Here is a 23,383-nt window from a genome sequence, read left to right as displayed (position 1 = left end):
GATATGAGCGACTATGTCCAGCCCCAATTCTATGGGCCAGTTTTGAGCAAGGTTTCTGGAACGGGCGGTCGCATGTTTAGAGCCTGATGGGGTCTGACACGATTGTACTGTCTAAGCCAGGTATTGATGACGATCTGAGCCTGTTTGGTGGTGTGGAACCATTCTGCGTTGAGGACTTCCCGGCGCAGAGTGCCATTGAAGCGCTCGTTGTATCCATTCTCCCAAGGTGATCCCGGGTAGATTTGGATCGGCTTAATGCCCACCTTTCTTAACCAGGTCTGCAGGGCCGTTGCGATGAACTCCGCGCCGTTGTCGGAACGGATGTGTTCGGGCTTCCCGTGCCGCAATAAGAGTGGGTAGAGCGCATCCAGCACGTCTGCGCTGTTCATCTTCGGCTTGACCGCTACGCAGAGCGCCTCACGGGTATACTCATCCAGCACCGTCAGCATCTTGTAGCTCTGTCCGTTGCTCAGCTTGTCGTGGACAAAGTCAATGCTCCAGATGTGATTGGGATGTTGCGGTCGGAGCCGGATGATCGAGCTGTCCTTGTGGTACAGCCGTTTGCGTTTCTTGTGCCGTTGTGGGAGCTGCAAGCCTTCTTCGCGCCATAGTCGTTCGATCTTTTTATGATTGACTGCCCAGCCTTCGACACGCAGCAGCTCGGCGACCTTGCGGTAGCCGTAGCGCCCATACCGTTTGGCCAATCGGATCATCGCCAGACGTAACGCCTCATCATCCTTTGGCGCTGCGCGGTATTGCAGCGTGCTCCGCGCCAATCCAATCACGCGACAGGTGCGCCGTTCAGAGGTTGCCAGCTTTTGTCGGGTGTGGACCACGGCCTGACGAAGCTGGTCTGCCGTCAGGCCTTTGGCTTTAGATAATCAAGGCTCTCCTTGAGAATGAGTTTGTCCAGTTCAAGCTCAGCCACGATTTTCTTGAGCCGATCATTCTCTTTCTGCAGCGCCTTCAGATTGGCCATCTCAGATCGTCCCATCCCACCAAACCGCTTGCGCCATGTGTAATAGGTCGCATCACTGACACCAGCCGTTCTGCACGCCGTCGCGACATCCGAACCAGATGCCAGGCCCAGCTCAATCTCGCGCAAAAGCCGCAGAATATCTTCGTCCGAATACCGTTTCCGCGCCATCAATCCCGTCTCCAAAACTAAGCCAACTGTGGCACAGTTTTAGGGGGCCAAGACAAGTACTATGTAGCGACTGCACGCCATGTGGTAGATCCCAAGTATCTACCGCCTAGTCTTTCTCGCGCTTCTGTTTGCACAGAACTTGAGATGTCATTTAGCTCTGCGATAAATCCTGGATCAGATCATGTGGCATTGGGATATCAGAAGTTCCGTGTTTCCGATCCCGAGTTTTCATTCGACCCATCCAATTGCGACTTGGCAGTTCTGAAGGTTCCTAAGAATGTTCTGCCAATTCGGAAAAAGGGTGAGACCAGACGCCCAATTTCATTTAAGTTCGGTTTTTTGGCGACAGATGAAGAGCTTGGTTCTCGGATAGCAGGCGAGCCAGTTGTATTTGTCGGTTACCCCGATAACGCTCCCGTCAACCGAACTGATGGTGGTCAGTACATTTATCCAATTTTGCGCCAAGGCGTATTTGCGTACCCCCCTATTCACGGGATTGATGTGGAAGGAGAACTAGGACGAAATTATGGTTTAATTGACAGTTTCGCTCAGTCTGGATTTTCTGGTGGGCCGGTTATCTCGTTACAAAAAGGCTGGGCTGACGGTTCTTGGCATACCAAAGAACACTACCGACGCCCGAGTATTGTTGGGCTCATCTGCGGTCACTATCGGTCCGGCAAAGACCGCGCTGATGGAACGCACGCCGGTCTATCGTTTTTTCTAAGGGCAGATTCAATTCGAGAATTGATTGAGCAGATGCAGAACAAAGCCAATAGGTCAGACGAGGGTGCGACGTGAACTTCCAAGGACAGGAACTGATTTCCAGAGCAACATATGTGTCAAACAGAAGCCTGATGGCGTTGGCACTTGCAAAGATACTGACTGCAAGCACAGGGCTAGACTTGGATGGTTTTACCGTGCTGGGCGTTACGCCCGGCGAAACCAGTCTCGGGCAAATCACAAATTACCTTTTGGTGTTTCTCGCCATCAATCACCTTCTATCCTGGTACGGCGACCTAAGGAGTTTTCAGTTATGGAATCATCCGAAAACCACTGTTTCAAACATGAGTGCTTTGGCGAATAGGCATGAGCCGGTCACAGAGCTCGAATTTTATGTTTTACAGTTGAAGGATTTCTACCGACTTCAAGAAAAAACGCGCGAAGATCCCGAGCAGGAACCGCACATAGCGCCGGAACAGTACGCTGCTGAACTGGTCGCAACTGCAGATAGATTACAAAGCTCCATAGGCTCACTGTCTACCCACGCTAAATTTTATCTATGGGGCTGGTTCTTTGCGCTACCCGCCGCCGCAACAGCCTATGCGCTCTGGCTGTAGCCGTGAACCGCCCTGCCATTCCGCCAGCAAAGAAAGATTAGCGAGAATAGCAGCCCGCCTGCGATTGTCGGATCGATCCGACGTTTCGCCGTGCGCACGTCAGGAACCTGACAAAACCTGACATTGCCGAGCCATTTCTTAATGGTGGATAATGGGCGCCAGGCACAGAGTGCCAGAATGCGCCATCGGAAAAACTTTGTTGGTCAAAATGTTGGGTATCGAAGGGCGGACAATAGGAATTTCATTAAAAATCATAAAGTTAAGGAATTTTGGTGGTAGCGGAGGAGGGACTTGAACCCCCGACACGCGGATTATGATTCCGCTGCTCTAACCAACTGAGCTACTCCGCCACAAGTGACAGGCGATGTAAGGGAGGGGCATTGGTGGGTCAAGAGGGAAAACACCTGACCCCCATGGTTTCTTTCAGACGATTTCGCCGGGCTTTGCGGCGGAAATCCGTGATGCATCCGTTGTCGCGTGAGCCGCGCGACGAATGAACTCCGCACAGGCATCGGGTACTGTTATCGGGATCATGTGGCCGCGCTCTTCGATCTCTTCGAAAGACAGGCCAAATTTGGTCATTGGCGCACCATGTTCGGCCGGTGACAAGATCGCATCCTGCGCACCGTAAAAGATGCCGCCCGGTACACTCAGGTCGGGATACCGTCTGCCCAGCGCTTCGATGCTCTCATCCGCCCCGATCACATCCTGTGATGCGGTGATAAAGGCCGACGGTCTCAGTCCAAGCGCACCGCCCGCACGATCCAGAAAATCCGTAGGAGGCGTTTCGGGATCAAATACAGTGCTCAGTACCTGTGGTGCCGTTCTTGACGCCAAAGGTACGGCAAGCGTGTTACCAATCAGAGTGCGCAGCCATCCGGTGCGGATTTCCATCGGTTTGAACACGGCTGGCGTGTCCGGCAGTTTATGAGTCAGCGGTGCCAGAAGCGCCAGCGCCGCCACCCTCTCAGGATGGTTCAGTGCCATCGACAGAGAGACGGCGCCACCCAGCGAGTGTCCGACCAGAACAACGTTGGATAAGCCTTTTTTGTCGAGAAACTCTTCAATCATCCGGGCCTGTTCCGGTAACTGAGCGAGTTTGGCGTCATCTCTGGTGGAATAGCCACACCCGGGACGGTCCAGTGCAATAACGTGATAGTCGTCAGCCAGCATATCCACCAAAGCATATGTGAAGTGTTGCAGTTGTCCCGCCAGACCGTGGATCATAACAAGGGTCTGGGCATCTGGATTGCCCTTTTCAACGTAGTGAATGCTGCCACCCTGAACGGACACCACTTCGCCCAGCTGTGGTACGATTTCAAGACCCCGCCGGGTCAGACGCCGGGTCCAGAGGTTCATGCCAAGCAAAAAGGCCAAGAAGAGACCGATAACAAGCAGCAAGGTCGTCATTTCATCCGTCTCCGCCTTTGATTGGGTCCTGCAGGTATTGCTCTAACCCGCACTGTGCCATGCGCTTCTGGAACTCGCCAACTGTTCCCGGCCACAGTGTTGTGTTTCGGCCTTCGGCATCCTGATACCAAGACGAGCATCCACCGGTTTGCCAGATGCTGTCGGTATGGCGTTCCTGCACTTCCTGCGTGAACGCAGCCTGTCTGGCGGGGTCGGGTGTGATGGTGGACAGGCCCTGGCTCTGCATCGCGTCCAAAACGCGTCCGATATGGGCAACTTGCGCTTCGATCATCAGAACAACCGAGTTATGCCCAAGCCCGGTATGTGGGCCGAGCAGAATGAAAAAGTTGGGAAATCCGGCAATCGTAGTGCCAAGATTGGCTTGCATCCCATCTGCCCAGGCTGTGCGCAAGGTCAGGCCATCGGCCCCGACAATATCCAGCCGGCCCATCACGTCGGTGACATGAAACCCGGTGCCCCAAATCAAAACATCGGCCTGCATTTCGCTGCCGTCCGCCGCTCGGATGCGGTTCCTGTCAATCGAGACCACGCCGTGTGGGACGACGGAAACGGTGTCGCGGGCCAGCGCAGGATACCAGTCATTTGAGCTGAGAACCCGTTTGCAGCCGATCCTGTATTGCGGCGTCAATTTCTCACGCATTGCAGGGTCGGAAATCGCGCTGTCAAGAGATTGGTGCCACATCCTTATGGCAAAATTCACCATGCGTTCCTCGCCTCGAAAAACACGGTGTCGAAACTCGAAAACCGCAAAGATGAATTTTCGTCTGATCCGCGCGAGCACCGGGAGGCGGGCATAAAGACGCCGGACCCACGGCGCGATCGGTCCATCCGGGCGGGGGAGTACGTAAGGGGCGCTGCGTTGGAAAATGGTGACGTGTTCGGCGTGTTTTGCAATCTCCGGCACAAATTGCACGGCTGAGGCACCAGTACCAATCACGGCGATCCTCTTATCGTGCAGAACCGCGTCATGGTCCCACTGGGCCGAATGAAAGCTCGGGCCGGGGAAACTGTCCGCGCCGGGGATGTCCGGTATGCTGGGAATATGCAGCGCGACTATGGCCGATACCAGAAACCGGGCGGACCAGTGTTGCCCGCTTTGCGTTTCCACTTGCCAGCGTGCCCCGTCCCACCTGGCGGACTTCATTTCCTGCTGGAAATGGCAGAGGTCATACAGCCCTTCGTCGCGCGAAATTTTTTGCAGATAGGCCTGTATCTCGGCGCCGCCCGCATACGCCCGGCTCCAATCCGGGTTGAGATGGGTTGCCATTGAGTACAGATGTGACGGGATATCACAGGCCACGCCCGGATAAGTGTTTTCTCGCCATGTCCCGCCGATATCATCAGCCTTCTCCAGAATGGCGATGTCACCGAGCCCGCGCTTACGGGCTTCCAATGCCACCGTCAGTCCGGAAAATCCGGCTCCCACAATCAGCATGTCTGCTGCGTGCGCCACGCGTCTGATCCTCCCAAAAGCGTATCTACAAACTATAGACGGTGCGTGGGTGGTGAACAGAGTCCCGTTGGGTCAGATGTTTTTTGCGTTGCAAAGGTCTGCACGTGCGAGGCGTGAAGCGTACCCGCCAAATTGATGTCAGAATTCAAGTCTGTACGCCCGTCCTTGTGCGACCAATCGCGCACTCAGCGCATCATCTCAGGCGGGGTTCTGACGTCTGTGACCGGTGGGCTGATCCGTGTGTCGGACGAACAAATGCAATCGCTTAGGATACAACCAACATTGCCCCGGATCGGAGCGATACTTTGCGGTTTGGGACATGTCGCTTCCTGCATGCAGGTTTCGCAATCAGTGAGGTGCGAAATCGCCAAATCCGCCAATCTGGGGCACAAGACTGGAGGATCGCCCTGTGAACATCCGCACGCCAACCCGGTCCGGTGGACGCTCTGCCCGCCGCGCCGCTCGCACCGCGCCAAATTTCGACATGCTGCCGGGCCTGACCCGCGGCATCCCTTTATGCGAAGTCATGACCGGGGCTCAGGTGGAAGGCATCGACAACGCCTCGATGGATATCCTTGAAAACGTTGGTGTCCAGTTTCGCGACCCCGTTGCATTGGAAGACTGGAAACGGGCGGGGGCCCAGGTTGATGGCGAGTTGGTCTATCTGGATCGAGGACTGGTGCGCGAGCTGATTGCCACGATCCCGTCGGATTTCACCTACCATGCCCGCAATCCGAAAAAGAACGTTCGCCTGGGTGGCGATCATTCGATCTTTGTGCCGATGACCGGTGCGCCGTTTCTGCGCGACCTGGACGATGTGCGCCGGAACCCGACGCTGGACGATCTGGCGATGTTTCACAAGCTCAGCCACATGTTGCCCGCACTGCATTCCTCCGCGCATCACATCGTCGAGCCTTACGATCACCCGATCAGTCAGCGCCATTTGCGCATCACCTACTCGTCGATGAAACATTCCGACAAAACCTTCATGGGCATGACAACTTCACCCAAGAACGCCGAAGACGTGATGGAGATGTGCGCGATCCTGTTTGGCGAGGACTTCCTTGAGGATCATCCTATCACCACCGGCAATTGCAACGGCAACTCGCCATTGGTTTGGGACGAAACCATGCTAGGCGCGATGCGAGCCTTTTGCCGCCGCAATCAGCCCGTGCTGTGCTCACCTTTCGTTCTGGGCGGAGCCAACACGCCTGCCAGCGTCCCAGCCACCGTGGCGCAGCTGAATGCGGAGGCGCTGAGCGCGCTGGCCTACACGCAAGTGATCCGCAAAGGCGCGCCTGCGATCTACGGGCACTACCTGTCGACGGTGTCGATGAAATCCGGCGCTCCGATGGCAGGCACACCTGAGATCAGCTTGATGAACTTTATGATCGGTCAGATGGCGCGACACTACGGCGTGCCGTGGCGTACCTCGAATACGTTGGGTGGGGCAAAGACCTTTGACGCACAGGCCGGGTACGAGTCCGCCACGACGCTCAGTTCGGTGATCCATGCCGGCGCAAACTATATCTGGCACAGTGCGGGTTGGAACGAGGCCGGAATGCACTGTTCTGTCGCCAAGTTCATTGTCGATGCCGAGCAATGCGCCATGGCCTACCGCATGGCCGAAGGGCCGAAATGGGATGACTTCGATCAGGCCTTGGCCGCAGTTCCGGATGTTGGCCCAGGCGGTCACTACCTTGGACATCCACACACGCAGGACAATTTCCAGGATGCGTTCTTTATGCCTGAACTCTTTGACAACAACTCGATTGAACAATGGGTTACAGAAGGTGAAGTTGAAATCACCGAACGCGCCCTGAAACACGCAGGTAAGCTGTTGGCCGAGTATCAGGAACCAACCTTAGACCCGGCCAAGAACGAGGAATTGCTGGATTACATCGCACGTCGCGAGCGCGAAATCCCGGCGGCGGACGAGTTGAATCAGACGTATTGAGGAACAGGCTGGCTTTATTCCTTGCCCGACCTCCATTCCTTCCACATCAGGTAGGTGTTCGCCCCGAGTGACGCAAATGGCTCCGGCGGCAGACGCGTGGGGTGTGGTTGCGCCAGAAAATGCGCCGCGATCTCCGAGTTATTGTTCAACATCAACTCGGCGACGCCCATACCCTGCAAAGTGCCGCGTGCGATGCCTAACCCATTCTGGCAGCAGGCGGAGTAGACACCCGTATCCAGTTCGCCAAAGGCCGCCGACCCATTTCGGCTGAGGCACAGCATGCCAGCCCATCGATGCGCCATCTTCACACCCGGCAGATGTGGAAAGCGTTCGCGGAACTTGCGGTCATGTACCCACCCGGCTTTGTGCAACCGCATCTGCGAGGTTTCGATTGTGGGGTGAAAGCTTGAGCAGGTCCGGATCAGGATGCGGTCCCCAGAGCTGCCGGAAACGCGCCGAACCGACGTGCCCATCGGGTCTGCGGGCGTCACCGCCCAGCGGGCTTGACCGCCTAAAGTCGCGATCTGATCGGGCGTCAGCCGTTCCGTCATTGAGGCATACAGGCAGATGTGCATCAAGCGGCGCCGGAAAAAACCAAAACTTTCCACGTGACCGTTATTGGCCAGAATGATGCGGCCGGTCGTAACCTGCGCTTTGGGCGTTTCCACGATCCAGCCCGACCCTTGTCGCTCAAAACCTGTGACCGGTGAGTTTTCATGCATGTGGATTTGCCCGGCCAGACGCGCAGACAGTGCCCGAACATATGCGGCGGGCTGGATCATGACCGTGCCCGGCGCATAAAGGCCGGACGTGTAGTGTGGACTGCCAGTGATCTCTTGCATCTGCTGCGCGTCATACAGCGTGTGGGGTTCGCCCAGTCTTTCAAGATGCTCTGCGAATTCCCGATTGTGCGCGTCACCGGCCCGAGTTGCTGCAGCATTGAATTTGCCACAGGGATCAAACGCCTCCTGCGTCAGATCACTCTCGATCGCGACGTCTGTTGCAAAATCGATGGCGCGGCGGTTCAGGGCGATGGTCGCCCGGTCCGCCTCGATCCCGTCGCCTGCATAATTGTCCGACGCCAGATCGTGCGGCAGGTCAATCATGAAGCCCGAATTGCGGCCCGCAGACCCGTCGGCCATCCGCCCGGCTTCGAGCAGGACGATTCTTAGGGATGGATCAAGTTGGTGCAGCCGCCGCGCCGCACTCAGGCCCGCAAAACCGCCGCCGACAATTGTAATGTCGGCGGTTTGGTCCCTGTCCAGTTCAGGACACGGTGTTTGCGGCGGCAGAATGGCGTTCCAGCCTGCTGGCCCTGTCTGCCGCGGCAGGCGTCTGGCGCGGTAGCGACTCAATCCACCGCCTCATCAGCGTCATCAGCCAGATCGATCCATATGGTCTTTAACTGTGTGTACTGGTCATGCGCGTGAACAGAGTTGTCGCGCCCGCCAAATCCGGATTGTTTGTAGCCACCAAATGGCGTTGTGATGTCACCCTCGCCAAAACTGTTGACTGTCACGGTGCCCGCGCGAATGGCGCGAGCGCCTCGGATAGCGCGCTTGGCGTTCGAGGTGAAAATCGAGGCGCAGAGGCCATACTCGGTATCATTGGCAATCTTGATCGCCTCGTCGAACCCCGAGACCTCGATCACCGACAGGATCGGGCCAAAGATTTCCTCGCGGGCAAGTTTCGTCTCGTTGCCGGGAACTTCAACAACCGTGGCCTCGACAAAGCCTTTCTCGGCCTTGCCACCGGTGACCACGCTCTCGGCTTGATCCAGATAGCCGCAGACCTTGGCGTAATGGCCTTGGCTGACCAGCGCACCCATGCGGGTTTCCGGGTCCAGGGGATCGCCGATGTTCCACTGCTTGGCGTGATGTGCAATGCGCTCCAGCAGTTCCGACTTCACACCCTTGTGCACTATCAAACGGGACGAGGCCGAGCAGTTCTCGCCCATGTTCCAGAACGCACCGTTCACGACATGCGCGGCCACGCGATCCAGGTTTTCCGCATCCTCCATCACGATGGCCGGGTTCTTGCCGCCCATCTCAAGCACCACTTCCTTGGCATTGCTTTCAGCGGAATAGGTCAGGAACCGCTTGCCCGTCACGGTCGAGCCGGTGAAGGACACCATGTCGATATCCATATGCCGCCCGATAGGCTCGCCCACCTCGGCACCGCCGCCAGGCACGATGTTCAGCACGCCGCGCGGCAGACCCGCCTCCATCGCCAGTTCGGCCAGACGCAGGGCCGTCAGCGTGGTTTCGGCCGCTGGTTTAATAACGACCGAGCACCCAGCGGCCAGAGCAGGCCCAATTTTCCACGCCAACATCAGCAGCGGAAAGTTCCAAGGCAGCACCAGCCCGACAACCCCGATTGGTTCGCGCACAACCATGGCGATGTGGTCGTCGCTGGCGGGTGAGACCTGATCATAGATCTTGTCGATCGCCTCGGCGTGCCATTTCAGACAATGGATCGTCTCGGGAAGATCCACGGTCTCGCAGTCATAGATGGTCTTACCGCTGTCGATGCTCTCCATCACGGCCAGTTCCCGCGCATTGCGGGTGATCAGTTTGCACAGTCGGATCAGCACATCCTTGCGATCCGAGGGATGCAGTTTCGTCCAACGGCCATCTTCAAACGCCTCGCGCGCCTTCTCGACCGCGAAATCCACATCTGCCGCGCCGCAGGACGCGATATCGGCCAGCTTGTCGCCGGTTGCCGGGTTCACCGTCTCAAAGGTTTCGCCAGAGATCGCCGGACGGAACGCACCATCAATGAAGGCCCCGGTCGGCAGGGCCAGTTCCGCGGCGATGGATTTGTACTCATCCTGTGTCAGCAAGCCCATGCTTTATCCCTCCGCCACTATATCTGCGATTGTCTTCTTCAGTACGCGCGTCACCTGTTCCAGCGCGCGTTTGTCATCCTTGTTTAAACCTTTCAACGGAGGCCGCACCCGGCCCGCATCGATCCCATTCATGGTGACGCCATGCTTGATCGTCTGGATGAACTTGCCACCCTGTTCCAGCACCCGCATCAGCGGCATCATCGCGCTCATGATCCGACGGCCTTTGATAAAGCTGCCCTCAATCACGCAGGCATTGTAAAGCGCCACATGTTCAGCGGGCAGGAAATTCGACCCGCCGCACACCCAGAACGGCGCGCCCCAGGCAAAGAACTCCAACGCCTGATCATCCATGCCACAGCCCAGCTGGATATGCGGATAGTCCCGCGCCAGCAGATGCACCCGGTTGATGTCGCCCGAACTTTCCTTGATGCCGCAGAAATTCCGGCTGCGCCCCACCCGGTCCAAAAACTCCTCGCTCATCATTGTGCCGGTTCGGTGCGGGTAGTTGTACAGCATGATCGGCAGATCAGCCGCTTTGTCGATAGCCAGTGCGTTCAGCGCGTTTTCCCGGTCAGTCGGAACCGAATAGGGCGGGCTGGCCAGCAGGATCGCATCCGCGCCGATCTGGCGCGCGCCGGAGGCCAGGGCAATCGAGTCTGGGGTCAGCATCGCACCCGTTCCGACCACCAGAGGTACCCGGCTATTCAGTTGCTCATGCGTGAACGTCGCAAGCTCTAACCGCTCTTCAACGGTTTGTGCATAATTCTCGCCGGTCGACCCGCCCGAGATCAGGCCATGTACGCCATTTTCGATCAGGATTTCGATCACCTGCGCCAGCGCGTCCCAATTCACGCTGCCATCCGCGTGGTACGGTGTGACCACGGGGGTATAGATGCCTTCAAATCTGAATATCGGGTTCATTCTGTCCTCATGCAGGTTTCGACTGAGGCGCGCTGCCCATCGGGACGTCCAGCGGCTCTGGCGTCACAAAAAGCTCGATTTGGTCGCGCGACAGGCTCCAGTGTTCTTCGGCGAGACGCGCCGCCGCCGTGTCATCCCGGGCTTCGATGGCGGCGATGATGGCGTCGTGCTGCTGGCTGGCGGTGGACAGATTATCCGACATCTCGGGAACCTGCGGGCGGTAAAACGTCATGCCGATCCGCGCATGGTCGATCAGCAGGCGATTGAAAGACGGTAACAGATAGACATTGCCAGACATCTCCCCGGTCACTTCATGGAACCGGGTGTTGGCAAGCGCACGATCCGCACCAGAGCCGGACCGCAGCGTCGCCTTGAACGCCTGCTGGGCCTCTTTCAACTCTTCTATTTGCGGGGCTGTCGCATTCAATGCGGCCAGTCGCAGGATCGCGCCGTAGATCATAGGCGCGGCCAGAAAAAAGTCGCGCAGCGTGGTGTGCGACATCTCCGAGACACGTGCGCCGCGGTTTGTGCGCAAATCCAGATAACCCTCACCCGCCAATTGCCGAAACACTTCACGCAACGGCGTCCGTGATAGGCCGAACGCGTCGGACAGGTGCGCCTCATCCAGGTCCACGCCGGGTCGCAACCGCATTGTCAGAATTGACACCCTTAGGTGCTCTGTCAGTGCAGCTTTACGCGTTTTGCTCTCGTCTCTCATACAAGGGTCCATTTCACGTCGGCATATCGGATCAGACGAATCGTGCCTGATTCACAATGAGTGCTTTTGTATTCGAAAAAAATACAACTTGTATACATAGAAAAATCGTGCAGCATGGCGCATCACAATCCGAAACGGCAGTAAAGGCTAGTGCGCGCTGCCCTGCAGAACGGGACATCCAATGCGCCGGACCCGGCACATCACTTTTATTCTGGTTGAAGAATTCTCCCATCTCGCGTTTTCCTGCGCTGTCGAACCGCTGCGTATCGCTAACTGGGTCATGGAAGAGGAACTGTATAGCTGGTCCTTCGTGTCCGAGCATGGAGAGCAGGCGGTGTGTTCGAACGGGTCAGTAACTCTGGTGCATGGTGGGTTGGATGCGCTGCCAAAATGCGATCAATTGTTTGTCTTGTCCGGTATTCACATGCGCGACCACGTCACGCGCTCGTTGCTGGCCACTCTGCGGCGCGAACGCGCGAAAGGGACTGCCATTGGCGCGCTGTGTTCCGGCGCGTGGCTGTTGGCCGAGGCGGGGTTTTTGGATGGTATGCAAGCCGCCATTCACTGGGAGTATCACGACGCCTTTTCCGAGGCGTTTCCCCAGGTGAATCTGGTTCGCAGTGTCTTTGTGGCTGACGAAAAGCACATCACGGCTTCTGGTGGCACGGCGACGGCCGATCTGATGCTGCATTTGATCGGGCAGGATCATAGCGAGGATCTGGCAATCGAGGTGGCGGATCAGATGGTTTACAACGCCGTACGTAATGCCACCGCCAAACAGCGGGTGTCTTTGCAGTCACGCAACGGGATGCGGAACGCGCATTTGGCCAGAGCCATCGACCTTATGCAGGACAGCGTCGAATCGCCGGTTTCACCATCGGACATTGCCGTGGAACTGGGGATCTCAACCCGGCAACTCGAGCGGTTGTTTGGAAAGTACCTGAATACGTCTCCCAAGAAGTACTTTATGGAAATGCGCCTAGAGCGGGCGCAAAAACTGCTGCTTCAAACCGAATCCTCGGTCACCGAGGTCGCCGTGGCTTGTGGATTTGAAAGCCCCGGGCATTTCTCGCGCGTGTACCGGTCGAGCTTTGGGGTCACACCCCATGCGCAAAAGAACAAGATTGACTGATTTCCTGGCCTTTTGTCCTACCGGTCCTGTGTTTGAGCCAGAGTATCTAAAAGTTGGGGCGAGCGACTTGGCCGCGCCGTATATGTAAACGACCAACGCGCTCGCCCCTGGTCTCGCCGATATACCCCCTCGTTAAAACTGGACTGGTCAACAGTTCGGCGGGTCCAAACGCACACAAATGCGTACAGTTAAGTCAACTATTGTGGAATCATGTCAGTTATTGGTTCGAAATTGGCTAAAACATTAATTTTTGGCGAAGTTACGCTACGTCAGCTGCCGCTTCTTGCGAAATCGGCAATCGGATTGCAAGAGGATTTTGGTTTTAAGCAGCGTTTTATTTAGACGGGCGCGCACGAAAATCATGGTGCTGCTGGAGAGAATTGAACTCTCGACCTCTCCCTTACCAAGGGAGTGCTCTACCTCTGAGCTACAGCAGCGCTGTGGCCGGGTGATTAGACTTAAACGAAACAGCACGCAAGGGTGTCTGGACGGTTTTTTTCGCCTCCTGTAGAGAATGACAATGGCAGACAAAAGTTCACCTAAAAAACACGGCAAATCCGATAGCGCCCGCAAAGACAGGCTCAAAGTCGCACTAAAAGCCAACCTTGCGCGGCGCAAGGCGCAGGCCAAGGCCCGTGCGAACTCGGACGACAATGCCGGCAAGGATGAGGGATAAGAGCAAATGGATTCAATTCTGGTAACAGGTAACGGGCCGCTCAACGGTCAGATACCGATTGCGGGGGCCAAGAACGCATGTCTGACGCTGATGCCCGCCACCTTGCTCAGCGAGGAACCTTTAACACTGACCAACGCTCCGCGGCTTAGCGATATCAAGACCATGACGGCTTTGTTGCAGTCTCTGGGGGCTGAGGTATCTTCTCTGCAGGATGGTCAGGTCATTGCGATGTCCAGCCACGATTTAACCAGCCACACGGCAGACTATGATATCGTGCGCAAGATGCGGGCCTCGAACCTCGTTCTGGGTCCGATGCTGGCGCGTTTAGGTCAGGCGGTTGTGTCGCTGCCCGGCGGCTGCGCAATTGGTGCACGTCCTATGGATCTGCATGTGGAAGGGCTTGAGGCGCTGGGCGCAGAGATCGAACTCAGAGACGGGTATCTGCACGCCAAAGCTCCAGGTGGGCTGAAAGGAGCAGTGCATGAGATGCGGTTCGCTTCCGTGGGAGCCACCGAGAACATTGTCATGGCCGCGTCTCTGGCCAAAGGCACCACCGTTCTCAAAAACGCAGCGCGCGAACCCGAGATTGTCGATCTGATCGACTGCCTGCGCAAAATGGGCGCTCAGATTTATGGAGAAGGGTCGTCCACGATTGAAATTCAGGGCGTGGACCGTCTGCACGGCGCGACGCATCAGGTTGTGACCGACCGGATTGAACTTGGCACCTATATGCTGGCACCTGCGATTTGCGGCGGTGAAGTTGAGTTGCTGGGCGGTCGCATGCGCCTTGTTGAATCCTTTGCAGGTAAGCTGGATGCAGCCGGGGTCAGCGTAGAAGAGACTGAAAACGGCCTGAAAGTCTCGCGCAGGAATGGGCAGGTCACTTCGGTCGATGTGGTGACAGAGCCCTTCCCGGGCTTTCCCACGGATTTGCAGGCGCAAATGATGGCGCTGATGTGCACGGCCGAAGGTGTTTCGGTGCTCGAAGAGCGCATTTTCGAGAACCGGTTCATGCACGCCCCTGAACTGGTCCGCATGGGCGCGAATATCGAGGTGCACGGCGGAACCGCCACGGTCACGGGCGTGGATCAGCTAAAAGGTGCGCCGGTCATGGCCACCGATCTGCGCGCTTCTGTCTCCCTGATTTTGGCCGGGCTGGCCGCTGAAGGTGAAACGACGGTCAGCCGGGTGTATCATTTGGATCGCGGATATGAACATGTGGTACGCAAGCTGGAAGGCGTAGGCGCAAAGATTGAACGGATCAAAGGTCAATGATGGACGCAAGTTTCGAAGACGGGCGCGAAGCCCCGCTGTATCTCGGCGCAGAGGATGCCGATGACCTGCAGGTTATCTCGACCCTGTCACAGGATGCGGTGTTCCCGGCGACCGAGATGACGTGGCGCCCATCTGAATGCCGCTTCGCGCTGTTGCTCAACCGCTTCCGTTGGGAAGATAAGGACGCCGCGGCGCGGCGCGACCGCCCCTTTGAACGTGTTCAGTCTGTTTTAGTGTTCGATTCTGTGCTGTCCGTCTCAAGTCAGGGCATCGACCGCCGTGACCCGGACATGGTGCTGTCTCTGTTATCCGTCGATTTCGAACCCGGCGAAGACGGCGCTGGTCAGGTCTTGCTGACGCTGGCAGGCGATGGAGCAATCCGTTTGACGGTCGAAGCACTGGCGGCGACGCTCAAGGATGTGACCCGGCCCTACCGCGCACCCTCGGGTCAGGCCCCGCACCATGCGGAATAGATGCAGAACAAGCGCGGTATAGCGCAGGCGTTCTCGGAGACGCCACATGGGCTGGTGCTGCGCCAGGCCGAGGTTTTCGACGTATTCGATATCAGCCGTGTCCTAGTACGTTCGATTACCGAACTCTGTGCTGAAGATCATGAAAACGATCCGCAAATACTCGCGGATTGGACGGCAAACAAGGATCCTGCAACAATCAAGAACTGGATCCGATCGGGCGCTGAACTTTGGGTGGCCGAAGATGCAAAGCAAATCGCGGCAGTCGGAGCCTTGCGCCAGTTCGAGATTACACTTTTGTGTATTCACCCGGAGCATTGCGGGCGGGGAATAGGTGCCGCCTTGCTCCACAGGCTCGAGCAAGAAATTCTCGCCACCGGACACAAAGAGGGTCGTCTGGAAGCCACGCGGACAGCATTTCGGTTTTATGAGCGCCATGGCTGGCAGGCCACGGGGCGGCGTTGTGATCGAAATGATCTTTCCTGTTTTGCAATGCACAAATTGCTGCACAGTTTGGAGTAAGGCTTGAGGCCAACACCGCCTGACGGTATGTCCCGCTGAAACGCCCGGAGAGCCAGAATGCCCGTTTTCCTCGACACCACATCGCCTGACTTTTACACGGCCTTTCAGGCGCTGCTTTCAGCCAAGCGCGAAGACAGCCCCGATGTGGACGCGGTTGTGGCTGGCATCATCGACGACGTGCGAAACAGAGGCGATGCGGCGGTCATCGAACTGACGGAGAAATTCGACCGGGTGGAGCTGACACCGGACACATTGGCCTTCAGCCCTGACGATATCGCCCGCGCCATCGCACAGGTACCGGAACAGGATCGGGCAGCGTTGGAACTGGCAGCCGTGCGCATTCGGGCCTATCACGAAAAACAGATGCCATCCGATCACGGATGGACGGATGACACCGGCGCAACTTTGGGTTGGCGTTGGTCTGCTGTGTCTGCTGCCGGGCTCTATGTGCCGGGTGGTCTGGCGTCTTACCCGTCATCCGTTCTGATGAACGCAATACCGGCCAAAGTGGCCGGCGTTGAGCGGCTGGCCATAACCGTGCCCACCCCGGATGGGCAGATCAATCCGTTGGTTTTGTTGGCCGCGCAGGTGTCTGGCGTCGACACGATCTACCGCATCGGCGGCGCGCAGGCGATTGCCGCACTGGCCTACGGAACCGAAACCATCGCGCCGGTCGACAAGATCACCGGACCAGGCAATGCTTTTGTCGCGGCGGCGAAGCGGCGCGTGTTCGGCAAAGTCGGCATCGATATGATTGCAGGGCCTTCGGAAATTCTGGTGATCGCCGACAAGGACAACGACCCCGACTGGATCGCCTTGGATCTGCTCAGCCAGGCTGAACACGACGAAAGCGCCCAGTCGATCCTGATCACCGACGACGCCGATTTCGGTCAGACCGTTGCGCGCGCTGTCGACGAGCGGCTGGAGACGCTTAAGCGTCGTGGCATCGCCGGTGCAAGCTGGCGGGATTTTGGCACGGTGATTACCGTGCGCGATCTGGATGAGGCCGCAACGCTGTCGAACCGCATCGCGCCGGAACATCTGGAACTCTGCGTCGCCGACCCGGTTGGGTTGAGCCACAAAACCATCCACGCGGGCGCCATCTTTCTGGGCCAGTACACGCCCGAAGCCATTGGCGACTATGTCGGCGGTCCCAACCACGTGCTGCCGACGGCGCGGTCGGCCCGCTTTTCGTCCGGCCTGAGCGTCATGGATTTCCTGAAACGTACAACGCTCAGCCAGATGACACCGCAAGCTTTGCGCGCCATCGGTCCGGCTGCGGCTCAACTGGCCCAATCCGAAAGCCTCGAGGCGCATGGATTATCAGTTTTGGCGCGCCTGGATCGCCTGAACGACTGAAAGAACACAGCGTAACGCTCGCGTCCGGCTTGATAGCGTTGCCCATTTAAGGTGCGTGTTATAGGTCTGACCTGACTTGAACGGACTGCAAGAAAATGACCCGAATTTCGCATATCGAACTGGATGACAGGAATCTGCCGCCGCCAACGCCCGAAATCGAGCAAGAGCGCAAGGTTGCCATCTTTGATCTGCTTGAGGAAAACACTTTTGCACTGCCCAGCCGGGACGACCGCGCTGTGCCGGACGGTCCGTACCATGTCCAGCTGTCAATTCGCGACAAGCGGCTGGTATTCGATGTCGCAACCGAAGAAAGCGAGAAAGCGGCCGAGTTTCATCTGTCGCTTGGACCGTTTCGGCAGGTGGTCAAAGACTACTTTCAGATCTGCGAAAGCTATTTCGACGCGGTGAAATCCCTGCCGCCCAGCCAAATTGAAACCATCGACATGGCTCGGCGCGGCATTCACAACGAAGGCAGTCGCGTGTTGCAGGAACGGTTGGAAGGTAAAGCCGATGTCGATACCGATACGGCCCGCCGGTTGTTCACACTGATCTGCGTCCTGCACTTCGGGGGCTGACAGGTGAAGCCTCTGCCGCAGTCCATCCTGTTCTGTTGCGACCACAATTCGGTCCGGTCCCCTATGGCCGAAGGCATCATGAAAAAGTTCTATGGCACCGGCACCTATGTGCAATCTGCGGGCGTTTTTAATGATCTGGAAATCGACGGCTTTTGCATTGCGGCCTGTCAGGAGATCAATGTTGAGCTCTCGCGCCATCGCTCACGCTCGTTTGACGAGATGGAGCAATGGGGCGATGACCTCAGTTCCTTTGACCTGATTGTCGCTTTGTCCCCCGCCAGCCAACGAAAAGCGCTGGAATTGACCCGGTTTTTTCACCTCGATGTCGATTATTGGCCAATTATGGACCCAACCGGGCTGGGCGAGACGCGCGATGAAAAGCTAAAACACTATCGACAAACCCGCGACCAGATCATCAGCCATCTGAAAGACCGCTGGGGCGAACCAACGGAGAGCACATGAACCCGACCGTCAAAACGTATTTCGACGCTTTTAACGCCGGTGATGTCGACGGCATGCTGGCCTGCCTGTCCAACGATGTGGCCCATCACGTGAATGAGGGGCAAATTCGGGTCGGCAAAGACCAATTCGCGGCGTTCTGTTCCCATATGAATCGCTGTTACAAAGAGAACCTCACCGACATCGTCATTTTCGAGGCCGATGGAGGGACCCGGGCCGCGGCGGAGTTCATTGTCAACGGCACCTATCTGGAAACGGATGCTGGCCTGCCCAACGCACATGGTCAGACCTACCGCCTGCCGGCGGGGTCTTTTTTCGATCTAAAGGACGGAAAAATCACCCGCGTGACCACGTTCTACAACCTTGCTGACTGGACCAAGCAGGTTACGGATGGCTGAGGTCACGGACGTCCGCGCCCTGACGGGCGCCGCGCTCGAAGGTGCGCTGGACGATGTGGCGCAACTGCGGATCGACGTGTTCCGGGCCTGGCCTTACCTTTACGACGGGCATCTAGCCTACGAACGCAAGTACCTGCAGGCCTATAAAGACAGTGATCGGGCCATTCTGGTCGGCGCCTTTGACGGCGGCCAACTGGTGGGTGCTTCAACCGGGGCGCCCCTGATCGAGCACGCCGATGATTTTGCGACGGCCTTTCAGAATTCGGGCTTAGATCTCGCAGATATTTTCTATTGTGCCGAATCCGTCCTGTTGCCCGACTATCGTGGGCAGGGCGTTGGTCATGCATTCTTTGATTTGCGCGAAGCCCACGCCCGCACCCTTGGTTTTACCAAATGCGCCTTCTGTGCCGTCCAGCGCCCCGCCGATCATCCCATGCGGCCCGATGACTGCCGCCCGCTCGACGCCTTCTGGCGTGCCCGCGGATATAAACCGCTTCCGGGCATCGTCGCGCAGTTTTCGTGGAAAGACGTGAATGACGTGGCAGAAACCGCAAAGCCGCTGCAGTTTTGGAGCCGCGACCTATGACAGCGCGGCTTCTGGTCCGCTTGACGGCATTACGAAACGGATAAGACAAAGGCCGTCAGCCAAAGTCCGAAACCGAATATCAAGTGAGTCGCCAAGCTTTTGAGCCTTGCCACGTTGGGGCGGGGTGTCCGTCTGGCCGCCAGGCCGGCACCCATTCCGGGCTGCAAAATCAGGTAGGGTGCGAGGACCGTCAGAGCACCAAATGCCAGCGCCGGAACCAGTTTGGGTGATACAAGCCAGTCCGACCCGACGATCATCAGAAAGACGCCGCCGAACAAAACACCAATCGCGTAATGTGCGGTCCATCCGACCATATGTTCCCCAGGGATTGGCGTGCTGGCGGTTATGGGGCGATGCATGATCCTGCCCTGCGCGACATGTCCAAGCCAGCGACCGACCATAGCGTAATCAAGGGATTGCAGACTGAAAATACGCCGCTGCAGCAGCGCGGATACGTCCATGAACGCCGTCGCGCCGATTCCAATAACAAATGCGCCGAGTAGGAGATTGATGATCATAACATTTATCCTCGGTTCGGTGTTGAAATTTCCCTGACGAACAGGCGATACAACTTCAAGTCAACTTGAGGTCAATGCTATGCTTGATATTTCCGAACTCTCCCGCGCAAGCGGATTTGCGGCCTCCAAGCTGCGATATTATGAAGAACTCGGTCTCATACAATCGGCCGGAAGAAAGGGATTGAAACGAGTTTACGAGGAACAGGTGAAAACCCGACTGTCCCTTGTTTCGCTTGGGCAGATTGCTGGCTTTTCCCTGACCGAGATCGGCGAATTGCTTGGAGCCGATGACAAACCGGAATTGGATCTTGATGCTTTGGACGCCAGAGCGTGTGAATTGGAGGATAGAATAAAAGAGCTGACAGCCCTGCGAGACGGTATTCGGCACATCATGAAGTGCTCGGCTAAAAGCCATCTGGAATGCCCACGGTTTCGCCGCATCATGCATGTGGCATTGAATAGACGAGATCGTCGATCGTAGGTGCCCTCTGTTGGGGGCTGTACACGCACCGGCGCGTGGGCCTAATGTCCTGTCGAAATGATTGAGTGGACCCGCCTCAATGAAAGTCGCAACTGCAGCCTATAATCTCGACTGGCTCGACACCTGGGCGCAGTACGAAGACAAACTCGAGTCCTGGGTGTCTGAGGCCGCCGACCAAGGGTCTGAGTTGTTGGTCTTTCCAGAATACGGTGCGATGGAACTTTCGACGCTGGATGGGGCCGAGGTTGCGGGTGATCTCGAACGCTCGATCCGTGCAGTGTCCGATCGGATGGAAGAGGCGCAATCCGTGCACCGGCGCCTCGCCCAAGCCTACAACACATACATTTTGGGCGCATCTGCTCCAGAGATCGACGGACCCGGCCGCCCGGTGAACCGAGCGATGCTCTACGCGCCTGATGGCGGGCTCGACCATCAGGACAAACAGATCATGACGCGCTTTGAACGCGAAACCTGGGACATTGCGTCCGGCGGCCCGCTCAAACTGTTTGACACTGCGCTGGGCAAGATCGGGGTACTGATCTGCTATGACAGCGAATTCCCCTTGCTGGGACGTGCGCTTCAGGACGCAGATCTGATCCTTGTCCCGTCGTGCACCGAGGCGCTGTCTGGCTATTGGCGTGTCCGCATCGGCGCGATGTCGCGAGCACTTGAAAATCAGTGTGTTACGGTGATGTCGTCGTTGGTTGGTGACAACGATTGGTCGGAGGCGGTGGACCGGAACACCGGAACTGGCGGTGTATTTGGTCCGCCGGATATCGGGTTCCCGCCAACTGGCATTTTGTCCGAGGGTGCGCTGAATGCGCCCGGATGGACCTATGCGCAGGTTGATCCGCTCGCAATTGCCAACGTGCGGTCCAACGGGAACGTCCTGAACCGAACCCATTGGGCTGAGCAGACGCCGCGCGCAGATTCAGTCACAATAAGTGCCCTCTAGACGATTCCGCCCTTGAAATAAGGCCCGAATAGGCTCATTTAGGCGCACACCCCTGCAAGCAGCGGGTGAAACCTAAAGATGGAGACAACATGGCCAAGGAAGATACGCTCGAATTTCCCGGTGTCGTGAAGGAACTCCTGCCGAATGCGACGTTTCGGGTCGAGCTGGAAAACGGCCATGAGATCATCGCACATACGGCAGGCAAGATGCGCAAGAACCGCATCCGTGTTCTGGCTGGCGACAAAGTTCAGGTCGAAATGACCCCTTATGATCTGACCAAGGGTCGGATCAACTACCGCTTCAAGTAACGCCCACCACAATGGCGTTTATTCTCGGATCGGGCAGCCCAAGGCGGCTGGACCTGCTGGCGCAGCTTGGCGTGCAGCCCGACGCCGTTCGCCCCCCTGACATCGACGAAACACCCCTGAAAGGGGAGCTGCCCGTTGCTTACTGCAACCGCATTGCGCGCGAAAAAGTGCGGGCGGTGCAGGCAGATAACGAAGATATCGTTCTCTGCGCCGACACAACAGTCGCGCTGGGCCGCCGCATTCTGGGAAAACCGGGAAACGCCGGTCAGGCCGCCGAGTATCTTTACGCTTTGTCCGGGCGGCGGCACCGCGTTGTAACCTCGGTTGCAGTCCGCAAGGCGGAGAGGGTTTTGCAGCGGGACGTGGTTTCTCAGGTCAAGGTCAAACGCTTGTCGGATATCGAGGTGAATACCTATCTCGCAACCAATGACTGGCACGGCAAGGCCGGAGCCTATGCGATACAGGGACCGGCTGGCGCGTTCATCCCTTGGATCTCAGGTTCGTTTACCGGCATCGTAGGATTGCCACTGTCCGAAACCGCTGCCTTGCTACAGGCCGTTGGCCATCAGCTATACAAAGAAACGTCATGAAGGGCCGGACCATCATTCTGGATCATATCGACGGTCGCGAAGCTGCCGCCCTGATGGTCGACGGCAGACTCGATGATTTTCTGATTTCAGGAGACGCGCCGCCGCCCGGTACCGTCTATCGCGCGCGTGCGGATCGGCCCGTCAAAGGCCAGGGCGGAATGTTCCTGACAACGCCTGACGGCCCGGCCTTTCTGCGTCAGGTCAAAGGTATGGCACCCGGGGCGCTGTTGCAGGTTCAGGTGACCGGATATGCGGAACCGGGCAAAGCGTTTCCGGTGACCGATCGCGTCCTTTTCAAAAGCCGCTATGCGATCGTCACACCGGATGCGCCAGGACTGAACATATCGCGCAACATTCGGGACGAAGCAGAGAGGGACCGGCTTTTGGAAATTGCGCATGACCAGATGGGTAACAGCCCGTACGGTCTCATTCTGCGCTCTTGCTGCCGCGGCGCTGACACGGATGACGTCGCGGATGACATCAGTGCAGTGTTGTCAGAGGCGGATCAGGTCTTGAATGACTCCGATACCCATTCCGATACGCTACGCGAGGGCGACGGTCCGCACATTCTGGCTTGGCGCGACTGGACCGATCCGGCGGATGTGGTGACCAAACCCGGTGGTTTTGAGCCCCACGGCGTGCTGGATGCATTGGAGGAGGCGCGCAGTATCGCAGAGCCTCTACCCGGCGGCGGTCACCTGTTCATTGAAACCACCCGCGCCCTCGTGGCGGTCGACGTCAACACCGGGGCTGACACCTCTATGGCCGCAGGCACAAAAGCCAATTTTGCCTGCGCAAAACAGCTTGCCCGCGCGTTGCGTGTTCGCGGCCTTGGCGGCCAGATAACTCTGGATCTGGCGCCCATGCCGAAGAAAGATCGCCGTGGGTTCGAGCAGGCCTTGCGCGCGACCTTTCGGCATGATCCGGTCGAAACAACACTGCTCGGATGGACCCCGCTTGGTCACTTCGAGCTGCAGCGAAAACGCGGACGCGTTCCCTTGAGTGAGGTTCTGAAATGAGCTGCCCGATCTGCGGTGAAGATACTGTAACCAAGTTTCGCCCGTTCTGTTCTGCGCGCTGCGCAAACATCGATCTGGCAAGATGGCTAAACGGGTCTTACGCCGTCCCATCACAACGCGAAGATGACGTGGAATCGAATGATTTTGAGAGCGACAACAAGCCCCATCGCCCGCACTAAAAAATCTCAAAAATCCTCTGGACACTGCTTTGCGCAAGTCCTAGAAGGCCTCCACCCAACGGCAAACGC

Annotated in this window: 25 protein-coding genes, 2 tRNA genes and 2 pseudogenes; 19 read left to right on the top strand and 10 right to left on the bottom strand. The window is 57.4% G+C overall.

The window, feature by feature from the left end:
• Positions 1-29 precede the first annotated feature (29 nt).
• Positions 30-1,147, bottom strand: a pseudogene (locus ACR3ES_RS08010) (IS3 family transposase).
• A 42-nt stretch (positions 1,148-1,189) separates the two neighbouring features.
• Between ACR3ES_RS08010 and ACR3ES_RS08005 the strand changes: the two are divergent.
• Both ACR3ES_RS08005 and ACR3ES_RS08000 read left to right on the top strand, forming a co-directional pair.
• Positions 1,190-1,945: pseudogene (locus tag ACR3ES_RS08005) on the top strand (trypsin-like peptidase domain-containing protein); the annotation flags it as partial.
• A 104-nt stretch (positions 1,946-2,049) separates the two neighbouring features.
• Positions 2,050-2,484 carry a hypothetical protein gene (locus ACR3ES_RS08000; protein WP_480634708.1) on the top strand — a complete coding sequence of 145 codons (435 nt, stop codon included), beginning with the start codon at positions 2,050-2,052 and terminating at the stop codon, positions 2,482-2,484.
• A gap of 273 nt (positions 2,485-2,757) precedes the next feature.
• Here ACR3ES_RS08000 and ACR3ES_RS07995 read toward each other — a convergent pair.
• The 3 genes from ACR3ES_RS07995 to ACR3ES_RS07985 form a co-directional block, all read right to left on the bottom strand.
• A tRNA-Met gene (locus tag ACR3ES_RS07995) sits at positions 2,758-2,834 on the bottom strand.
• A 73-nt stretch (positions 2,835-2,907) separates the two neighbouring features.
• Positions 2,908-3,894 (bottom strand): alpha/beta fold hydrolase, encoded by a 987-nt coding sequence (locus ACR3ES_RS07990; protein WP_170429128.1) that lies wholly within the window; start codon positions 3,892-3,894, stop codon positions 2,908-2,910.
• A gap of 1 nt (position 3,895) precedes the next feature.
• Complete coding sequence (locus ACR3ES_RS07985) at positions 3,896-5,368, bottom strand: flavin-containing monooxygenase (protein ID WP_480425167.1); 1,473 nt, start codon at positions 5,366-5,368, stop codon at positions 3,896-3,898.
• Between the two features lie 409 nt (positions 5,369-5,777).
• Between ACR3ES_RS07985 and ACR3ES_RS07980 the strand changes: the two genes are divergently transcribed.
• Positions 5,778-7,325: a trimethylamine methyltransferase family protein gene (locus ACR3ES_RS07980; protein ID WP_170429123.1), complete on the top strand. Its 1,548-nt coding sequence runs from the start codon at positions 5,778-5,780 to the stop codon at positions 7,323-7,325.
• A 14-nt stretch (positions 7,326-7,339) separates the two neighbouring features.
• Here the strand turns inward: ACR3ES_RS07980 and ACR3ES_RS07975 are convergent, their stop codons facing one another.
• Genes ACR3ES_RS07975 through ACR3ES_RS07960 form a run of 4 tightly spaced genes read right to left on the bottom strand, consistent with a single transcriptional unit; the run spans position 7,340 to position 11,812 of the window.
• The gene (locus ACR3ES_RS07975; protein ID WP_170429120.1) at positions 7,340-8,680 is read right to left on the bottom strand and encodes an NAD(P)/FAD-dependent oxidoreductase; all 1,341 of its coding nucleotides are present in this window, start codon (positions 8,678-8,680) and stop codon (positions 7,340-7,342) included.
• Positions 8,677-10,173 carry an aldehyde dehydrogenase gene (locus tag ACR3ES_RS07970; RefSeq protein ID WP_170429116.1) on the bottom strand — a complete coding sequence of 499 codons (1,497 nt, stop codon included), beginning with the start codon at positions 10,171-10,173 and terminating at the stop codon, positions 8,677-8,679. Before ACR3ES_RS07970 ends, ACR3ES_RS07975 begins: the two co-directional genes overlap by 4 nt.
• Before the next feature lie 3 nt (positions 10,174-10,176).
• A complete protein-coding gene (locus ACR3ES_RS07965) occupies positions 10,177-11,094 on the bottom strand; it encodes a dihydrodipicolinate synthase family protein (protein ID WP_170429114.1) in 918 nt (305 codons plus the stop codon).
• 7 nt (positions 11,095-11,101) lie between these two features.
• Complete coding sequence (locus ACR3ES_RS07960; RefSeq protein ID WP_480425164.1) at positions 11,102-11,812, bottom strand: GntR family transcriptional regulator; 711 nt, start codon at positions 11,810-11,812, stop codon at positions 11,102-11,104.
• 181 nt (positions 11,813-11,993) lie between these two features.
• On the opposite strand from ACR3ES_RS07960, the gene ACR3ES_RS07955 reads away from it, so the two are divergent.
• The gene (locus ACR3ES_RS07955) at positions 11,994-12,944 is read left to right on the top strand and encodes a GlxA family transcriptional regulator (protein ID WP_170429108.1); all 951 of its coding nucleotides are present in this window, start codon (positions 11,994-11,996) and stop codon (positions 12,942-12,944) included.
• Positions 12,945-13,306: 362 nt separating this feature from the next.
• On the opposite strand, the gene ACR3ES_RS07950 is transcribed toward ACR3ES_RS07955, so the two are convergent.
• Positions 13,307-13,381, bottom strand: a tRNA-Thr gene (locus ACR3ES_RS07950).
• An 83-nt stretch (positions 13,382-13,464) separates the two neighbouring features.
• On the opposite strand from ACR3ES_RS07950, the gene ACR3ES_RS07945 reads away from it, so the two are divergent.
• From ACR3ES_RS07945 to ACR3ES_RS07905, 9 genes are all read left to right on the top strand, one after another.
• A complete protein-coding gene (locus tag ACR3ES_RS07945; RefSeq protein ID WP_170429105.1) occupies positions 13,465-13,620 on the top strand; it encodes a hypothetical protein in 156 nt (51 codons plus the stop codon).
• A gap of 6 nt (positions 13,621-13,626) precedes the next feature.
• The gene (murA, locus tag ACR3ES_RS07940) at positions 13,627-14,895 is read left to right on the top strand and encodes a UDP-N-acetylglucosamine 1-carboxyvinyltransferase (RefSeq protein WP_170429102.1); all 1,269 of its coding nucleotides are present in this window, start codon (positions 13,627-13,629) and stop codon (positions 14,893-14,895) included.
• Complete coding sequence (locus ACR3ES_RS07935; protein ID WP_170429099.1) at positions 14,892-15,368, top strand: DUF2948 family protein; 477 nt, start codon at positions 14,892-14,894, stop codon at positions 15,366-15,368. Before murA ends, ACR3ES_RS07935 begins: the two co-directional genes overlap by 4 nt.
• A 54-nt stretch (positions 15,369-15,422) precedes the next feature.
• Positions 15,423-15,887, top strand: a complete 465-nt coding sequence (locus ACR3ES_RS07930; RefSeq protein WP_480425162.1) for a GNAT family N-acetyltransferase — start codon at positions 15,423-15,425, stop codon at positions 15,885-15,887.
• 57 nt (positions 15,888-15,944) lie between these two features.
• Positions 15,945-17,246 (top strand): histidinol dehydrogenase, encoded by a 1,302-nt coding sequence (hisD, locus tag ACR3ES_RS07925; RefSeq protein ID WP_170429093.1) that lies wholly within the window; start codon positions 15,945-15,947, stop codon positions 17,244-17,246.
• A gap of 95 nt (positions 17,247-17,341) precedes the next feature.
• The gene (locus ACR3ES_RS07920) at positions 17,342-17,821 is read left to right on the top strand and encodes a UPF0262 family protein (protein ID WP_170429090.1); all 480 of its coding nucleotides are present in this window, start codon (positions 17,342-17,344) and stop codon (positions 17,819-17,821) included.
• Positions 17,822-17,824: 3 nt separating this feature from the next.
• Complete coding sequence (locus tag ACR3ES_RS07915; RefSeq protein WP_170429087.1) at positions 17,825-18,283, top strand: arsenate-mycothiol transferase ArsC; 459 nt, start codon at positions 17,825-17,827, stop codon at positions 18,281-18,283.
• Complete coding sequence (locus ACR3ES_RS07910; RefSeq protein ID WP_170429085.1) at positions 18,280-18,678, top strand: ketosteroid isomerase-related protein; 399 nt, start codon at positions 18,280-18,282, stop codon at positions 18,676-18,678. The genes ACR3ES_RS07915 and ACR3ES_RS07910 overlap by 4 nt, the downstream gene beginning before the upstream one ends.
• A complete protein-coding gene (locus tag ACR3ES_RS07905) occupies positions 18,671-19,264 on the top strand; it encodes a GNAT family N-acetyltransferase (RefSeq protein ID WP_480425160.1) in 594 nt (197 codons plus the stop codon). Before ACR3ES_RS07910 ends, ACR3ES_RS07905 begins: the two co-directional genes overlap by 8 nt.
• 29 nt (positions 19,265-19,293) lie before the next feature.
• Here the strand turns inward: ACR3ES_RS07905 and ACR3ES_RS07900 are convergent, their stop codons facing one another.
• On the bottom strand, positions 19,294-19,782 hold the full coding sequence (locus tag ACR3ES_RS07900) for a DUF2938 domain-containing protein (protein ID WP_170429078.1): 489 nt from the start codon (positions 19,780-19,782) through the stop codon (positions 19,294-19,296).
• Between the two features lie 79 nt (positions 19,783-19,861).
• On the opposite strand from ACR3ES_RS07900, the gene ACR3ES_RS07895 reads away from it, so the two are divergent.
• The 6 genes from ACR3ES_RS07895 to ACR3ES_RS07870 all read left to right on the top strand — a co-directional run bounded on the left by ACR3ES_RS07895 (position 19,862) and on the right by ACR3ES_RS07870 (position 23,314).
• A complete protein-coding gene (locus ACR3ES_RS07895) occupies positions 19,862-20,263 on the top strand; it encodes a MerR family DNA-binding protein (RefSeq protein WP_170429075.1) in 402 nt (133 codons plus the stop codon).
• Positions 20,264-20,342: 79 nt separating this feature from the next.
• Positions 20,343-21,218, top strand: coding sequence for a carbon-nitrogen hydrolase family protein (locus ACR3ES_RS07890; RefSeq protein WP_170429072.1), 876 nt, complete (start codon positions 20,343-20,345; stop codon positions 21,216-21,218).
• Between the two features lie 89 nt (positions 21,219-21,307).
• Positions 21,308-21,526 (top strand): translation initiation factor IF-1, encoded by a 219-nt coding sequence (gene infA, locus ACR3ES_RS07885; protein WP_005978431.1) that lies wholly within the window; start codon positions 21,308-21,310, stop codon positions 21,524-21,526.
• A gap of 11 nt (positions 21,527-21,537) precedes the next feature.
• Entirely contained in the window at positions 21,538-22,116 is a 579-nt protein-coding gene (locus tag ACR3ES_RS07880) for a Maf family protein (RefSeq protein ID WP_170429069.1), read from the top strand.
• A complete protein-coding gene (locus tag ACR3ES_RS07875; protein WP_170429066.1) occupies positions 22,113-23,135 on the top strand; it encodes a ribonuclease E/G in 1,023 nt (340 codons plus the stop codon). The genes ACR3ES_RS07880 and ACR3ES_RS07875 overlap by 4 nt, the downstream gene beginning before the upstream one ends.
• On the top strand, positions 23,132-23,314 hold the full coding sequence (locus tag ACR3ES_RS07870; RefSeq protein WP_170429063.1) for a DNA gyrase inhibitor YacG: 183 nt from the start codon (positions 23,132-23,134) through the stop codon (positions 23,312-23,314). Before ACR3ES_RS07875 ends, ACR3ES_RS07870 begins: the two co-directional genes overlap by 4 nt.
• Positions 23,315-23,383: the final 69 nt, after the last annotated feature.

It is taken from the genome of Ruegeria sp. B1 (genome assembly GCF_056535885.1).
This window is presented reverse-complemented; position numbering and strand designations above follow the sequence as displayed.

Bases quoted from the DNA above. Each gene is read 5' to 3' on its own strand.
- infA (WP_005978431.1), top strand. From the start codon at position 21,308: ATGGCCAAGGAAGATACGCTCGAATTTCCCGGTGTCGTGAAGGAACTC.
- ACR3ES_RS07900 (WP_170429078.1), bottom strand. From the start codon at position 19,782: ATGATCATCAATCTCCTACTCGGCGCATTTGTTATTGGAATCGGCGCG.
- ACR3ES_RS07955 (WP_170429108.1), top strand. From the start codon at position 11,994: ATGCGCCGGACCCGGCACATCACTTTTATTCTGGTTGAAGAATTCTCC.
- ACR3ES_RS07905 (WP_480425160.1), top strand. From the start codon at position 18,671: ATGGCTGAGGTCACGGACGTCCGCGCCCTGACGGGCGCCGCGCTCGAA.
- ACR3ES_RS07960 (WP_480425164.1), bottom strand. From the start codon at position 11,812: ATGAGAGACGAGAGCAAAACGCGTAAAGCTGCACTGACAGAGCACCTA.
- ACR3ES_RS07880 (WP_170429069.1), top strand. From the start codon at position 21,538: ATGGCGTTTATTCTCGGATCGGGCAGCCCAAGGCGGCTGGACCTGCTG.
- ACR3ES_RS07890 (WP_170429072.1), top strand. From the start codon at position 20,343: ATGAAAGTCGCAACTGCAGCCTATAATCTCGACTGGCTCGACACCTGG.
- ACR3ES_RS07935 (WP_170429099.1), top strand. From the start codon at position 14,892: ATGATGGACGCAAGTTTCGAAGACGGGCGCGAAGCCCCGCTGTATCTC.
- ACR3ES_RS07875 (WP_170429066.1), top strand. From the start codon at position 22,113: ATGAAGGGCCGGACCATCATTCTGGATCATATCGACGGTCGCGAAGCT.
- hisD (WP_170429093.1), top strand. From the start codon at position 15,945: ATGCCCGTTTTCCTCGACACCACATCGCCTGACTTTTACACGGCCTTT.
- ACR3ES_RS07910 (WP_170429085.1), top strand. From the start codon at position 18,280: ATGAACCCGACCGTCAAAACGTATTTCGACGCTTTTAACGCCGGTGAT.
- ACR3ES_RS07990 (WP_170429128.1), bottom strand. From the start codon at position 3,894: ATGACGACCTTGCTGCTTGTTATCGGTCTCTTCTTGGCCTTTTTGCTT.
- ACR3ES_RS07895 (WP_170429075.1), top strand. From the start codon at position 19,862: ATGCTTGATATTTCCGAACTCTCCCGCGCAAGCGGATTTGCGGCCTCC.
- ACR3ES_RS07870 (WP_170429063.1), top strand. From the start codon at position 23,132: ATGAGCTGCCCGATCTGCGGTGAAGATACTGTAACCAAGTTTCGCCCG.
- ACR3ES_RS07970 (WP_170429116.1), bottom strand. From the start codon at position 10,173: ATGGGCTTGCTGACACAGGATGAGTACAAATCCATCGCCGCGGAACTG.
- ACR3ES_RS07965 (WP_170429114.1), bottom strand. From the start codon at position 11,094: ATGAACCCGATATTCAGATTTGAAGGCATCTATACCCCCGTGGTCACA.
- murA (WP_170429102.1), top strand. From the start codon at position 13,627: ATGGATTCAATTCTGGTAACAGGTAACGGGCCGCTCAACGGTCAGATA.
- ACR3ES_RS07945 (WP_170429105.1), top strand. From the start codon at position 13,465: ATGGCAGACAAAAGTTCACCTAAAAAACACGGCAAATCCGATAGCGCC.
- ACR3ES_RS07920 (WP_170429090.1), top strand. From the start codon at position 17,342: ATGACCCGAATTTCGCATATCGAACTGGATGACAGGAATCTGCCGCCG.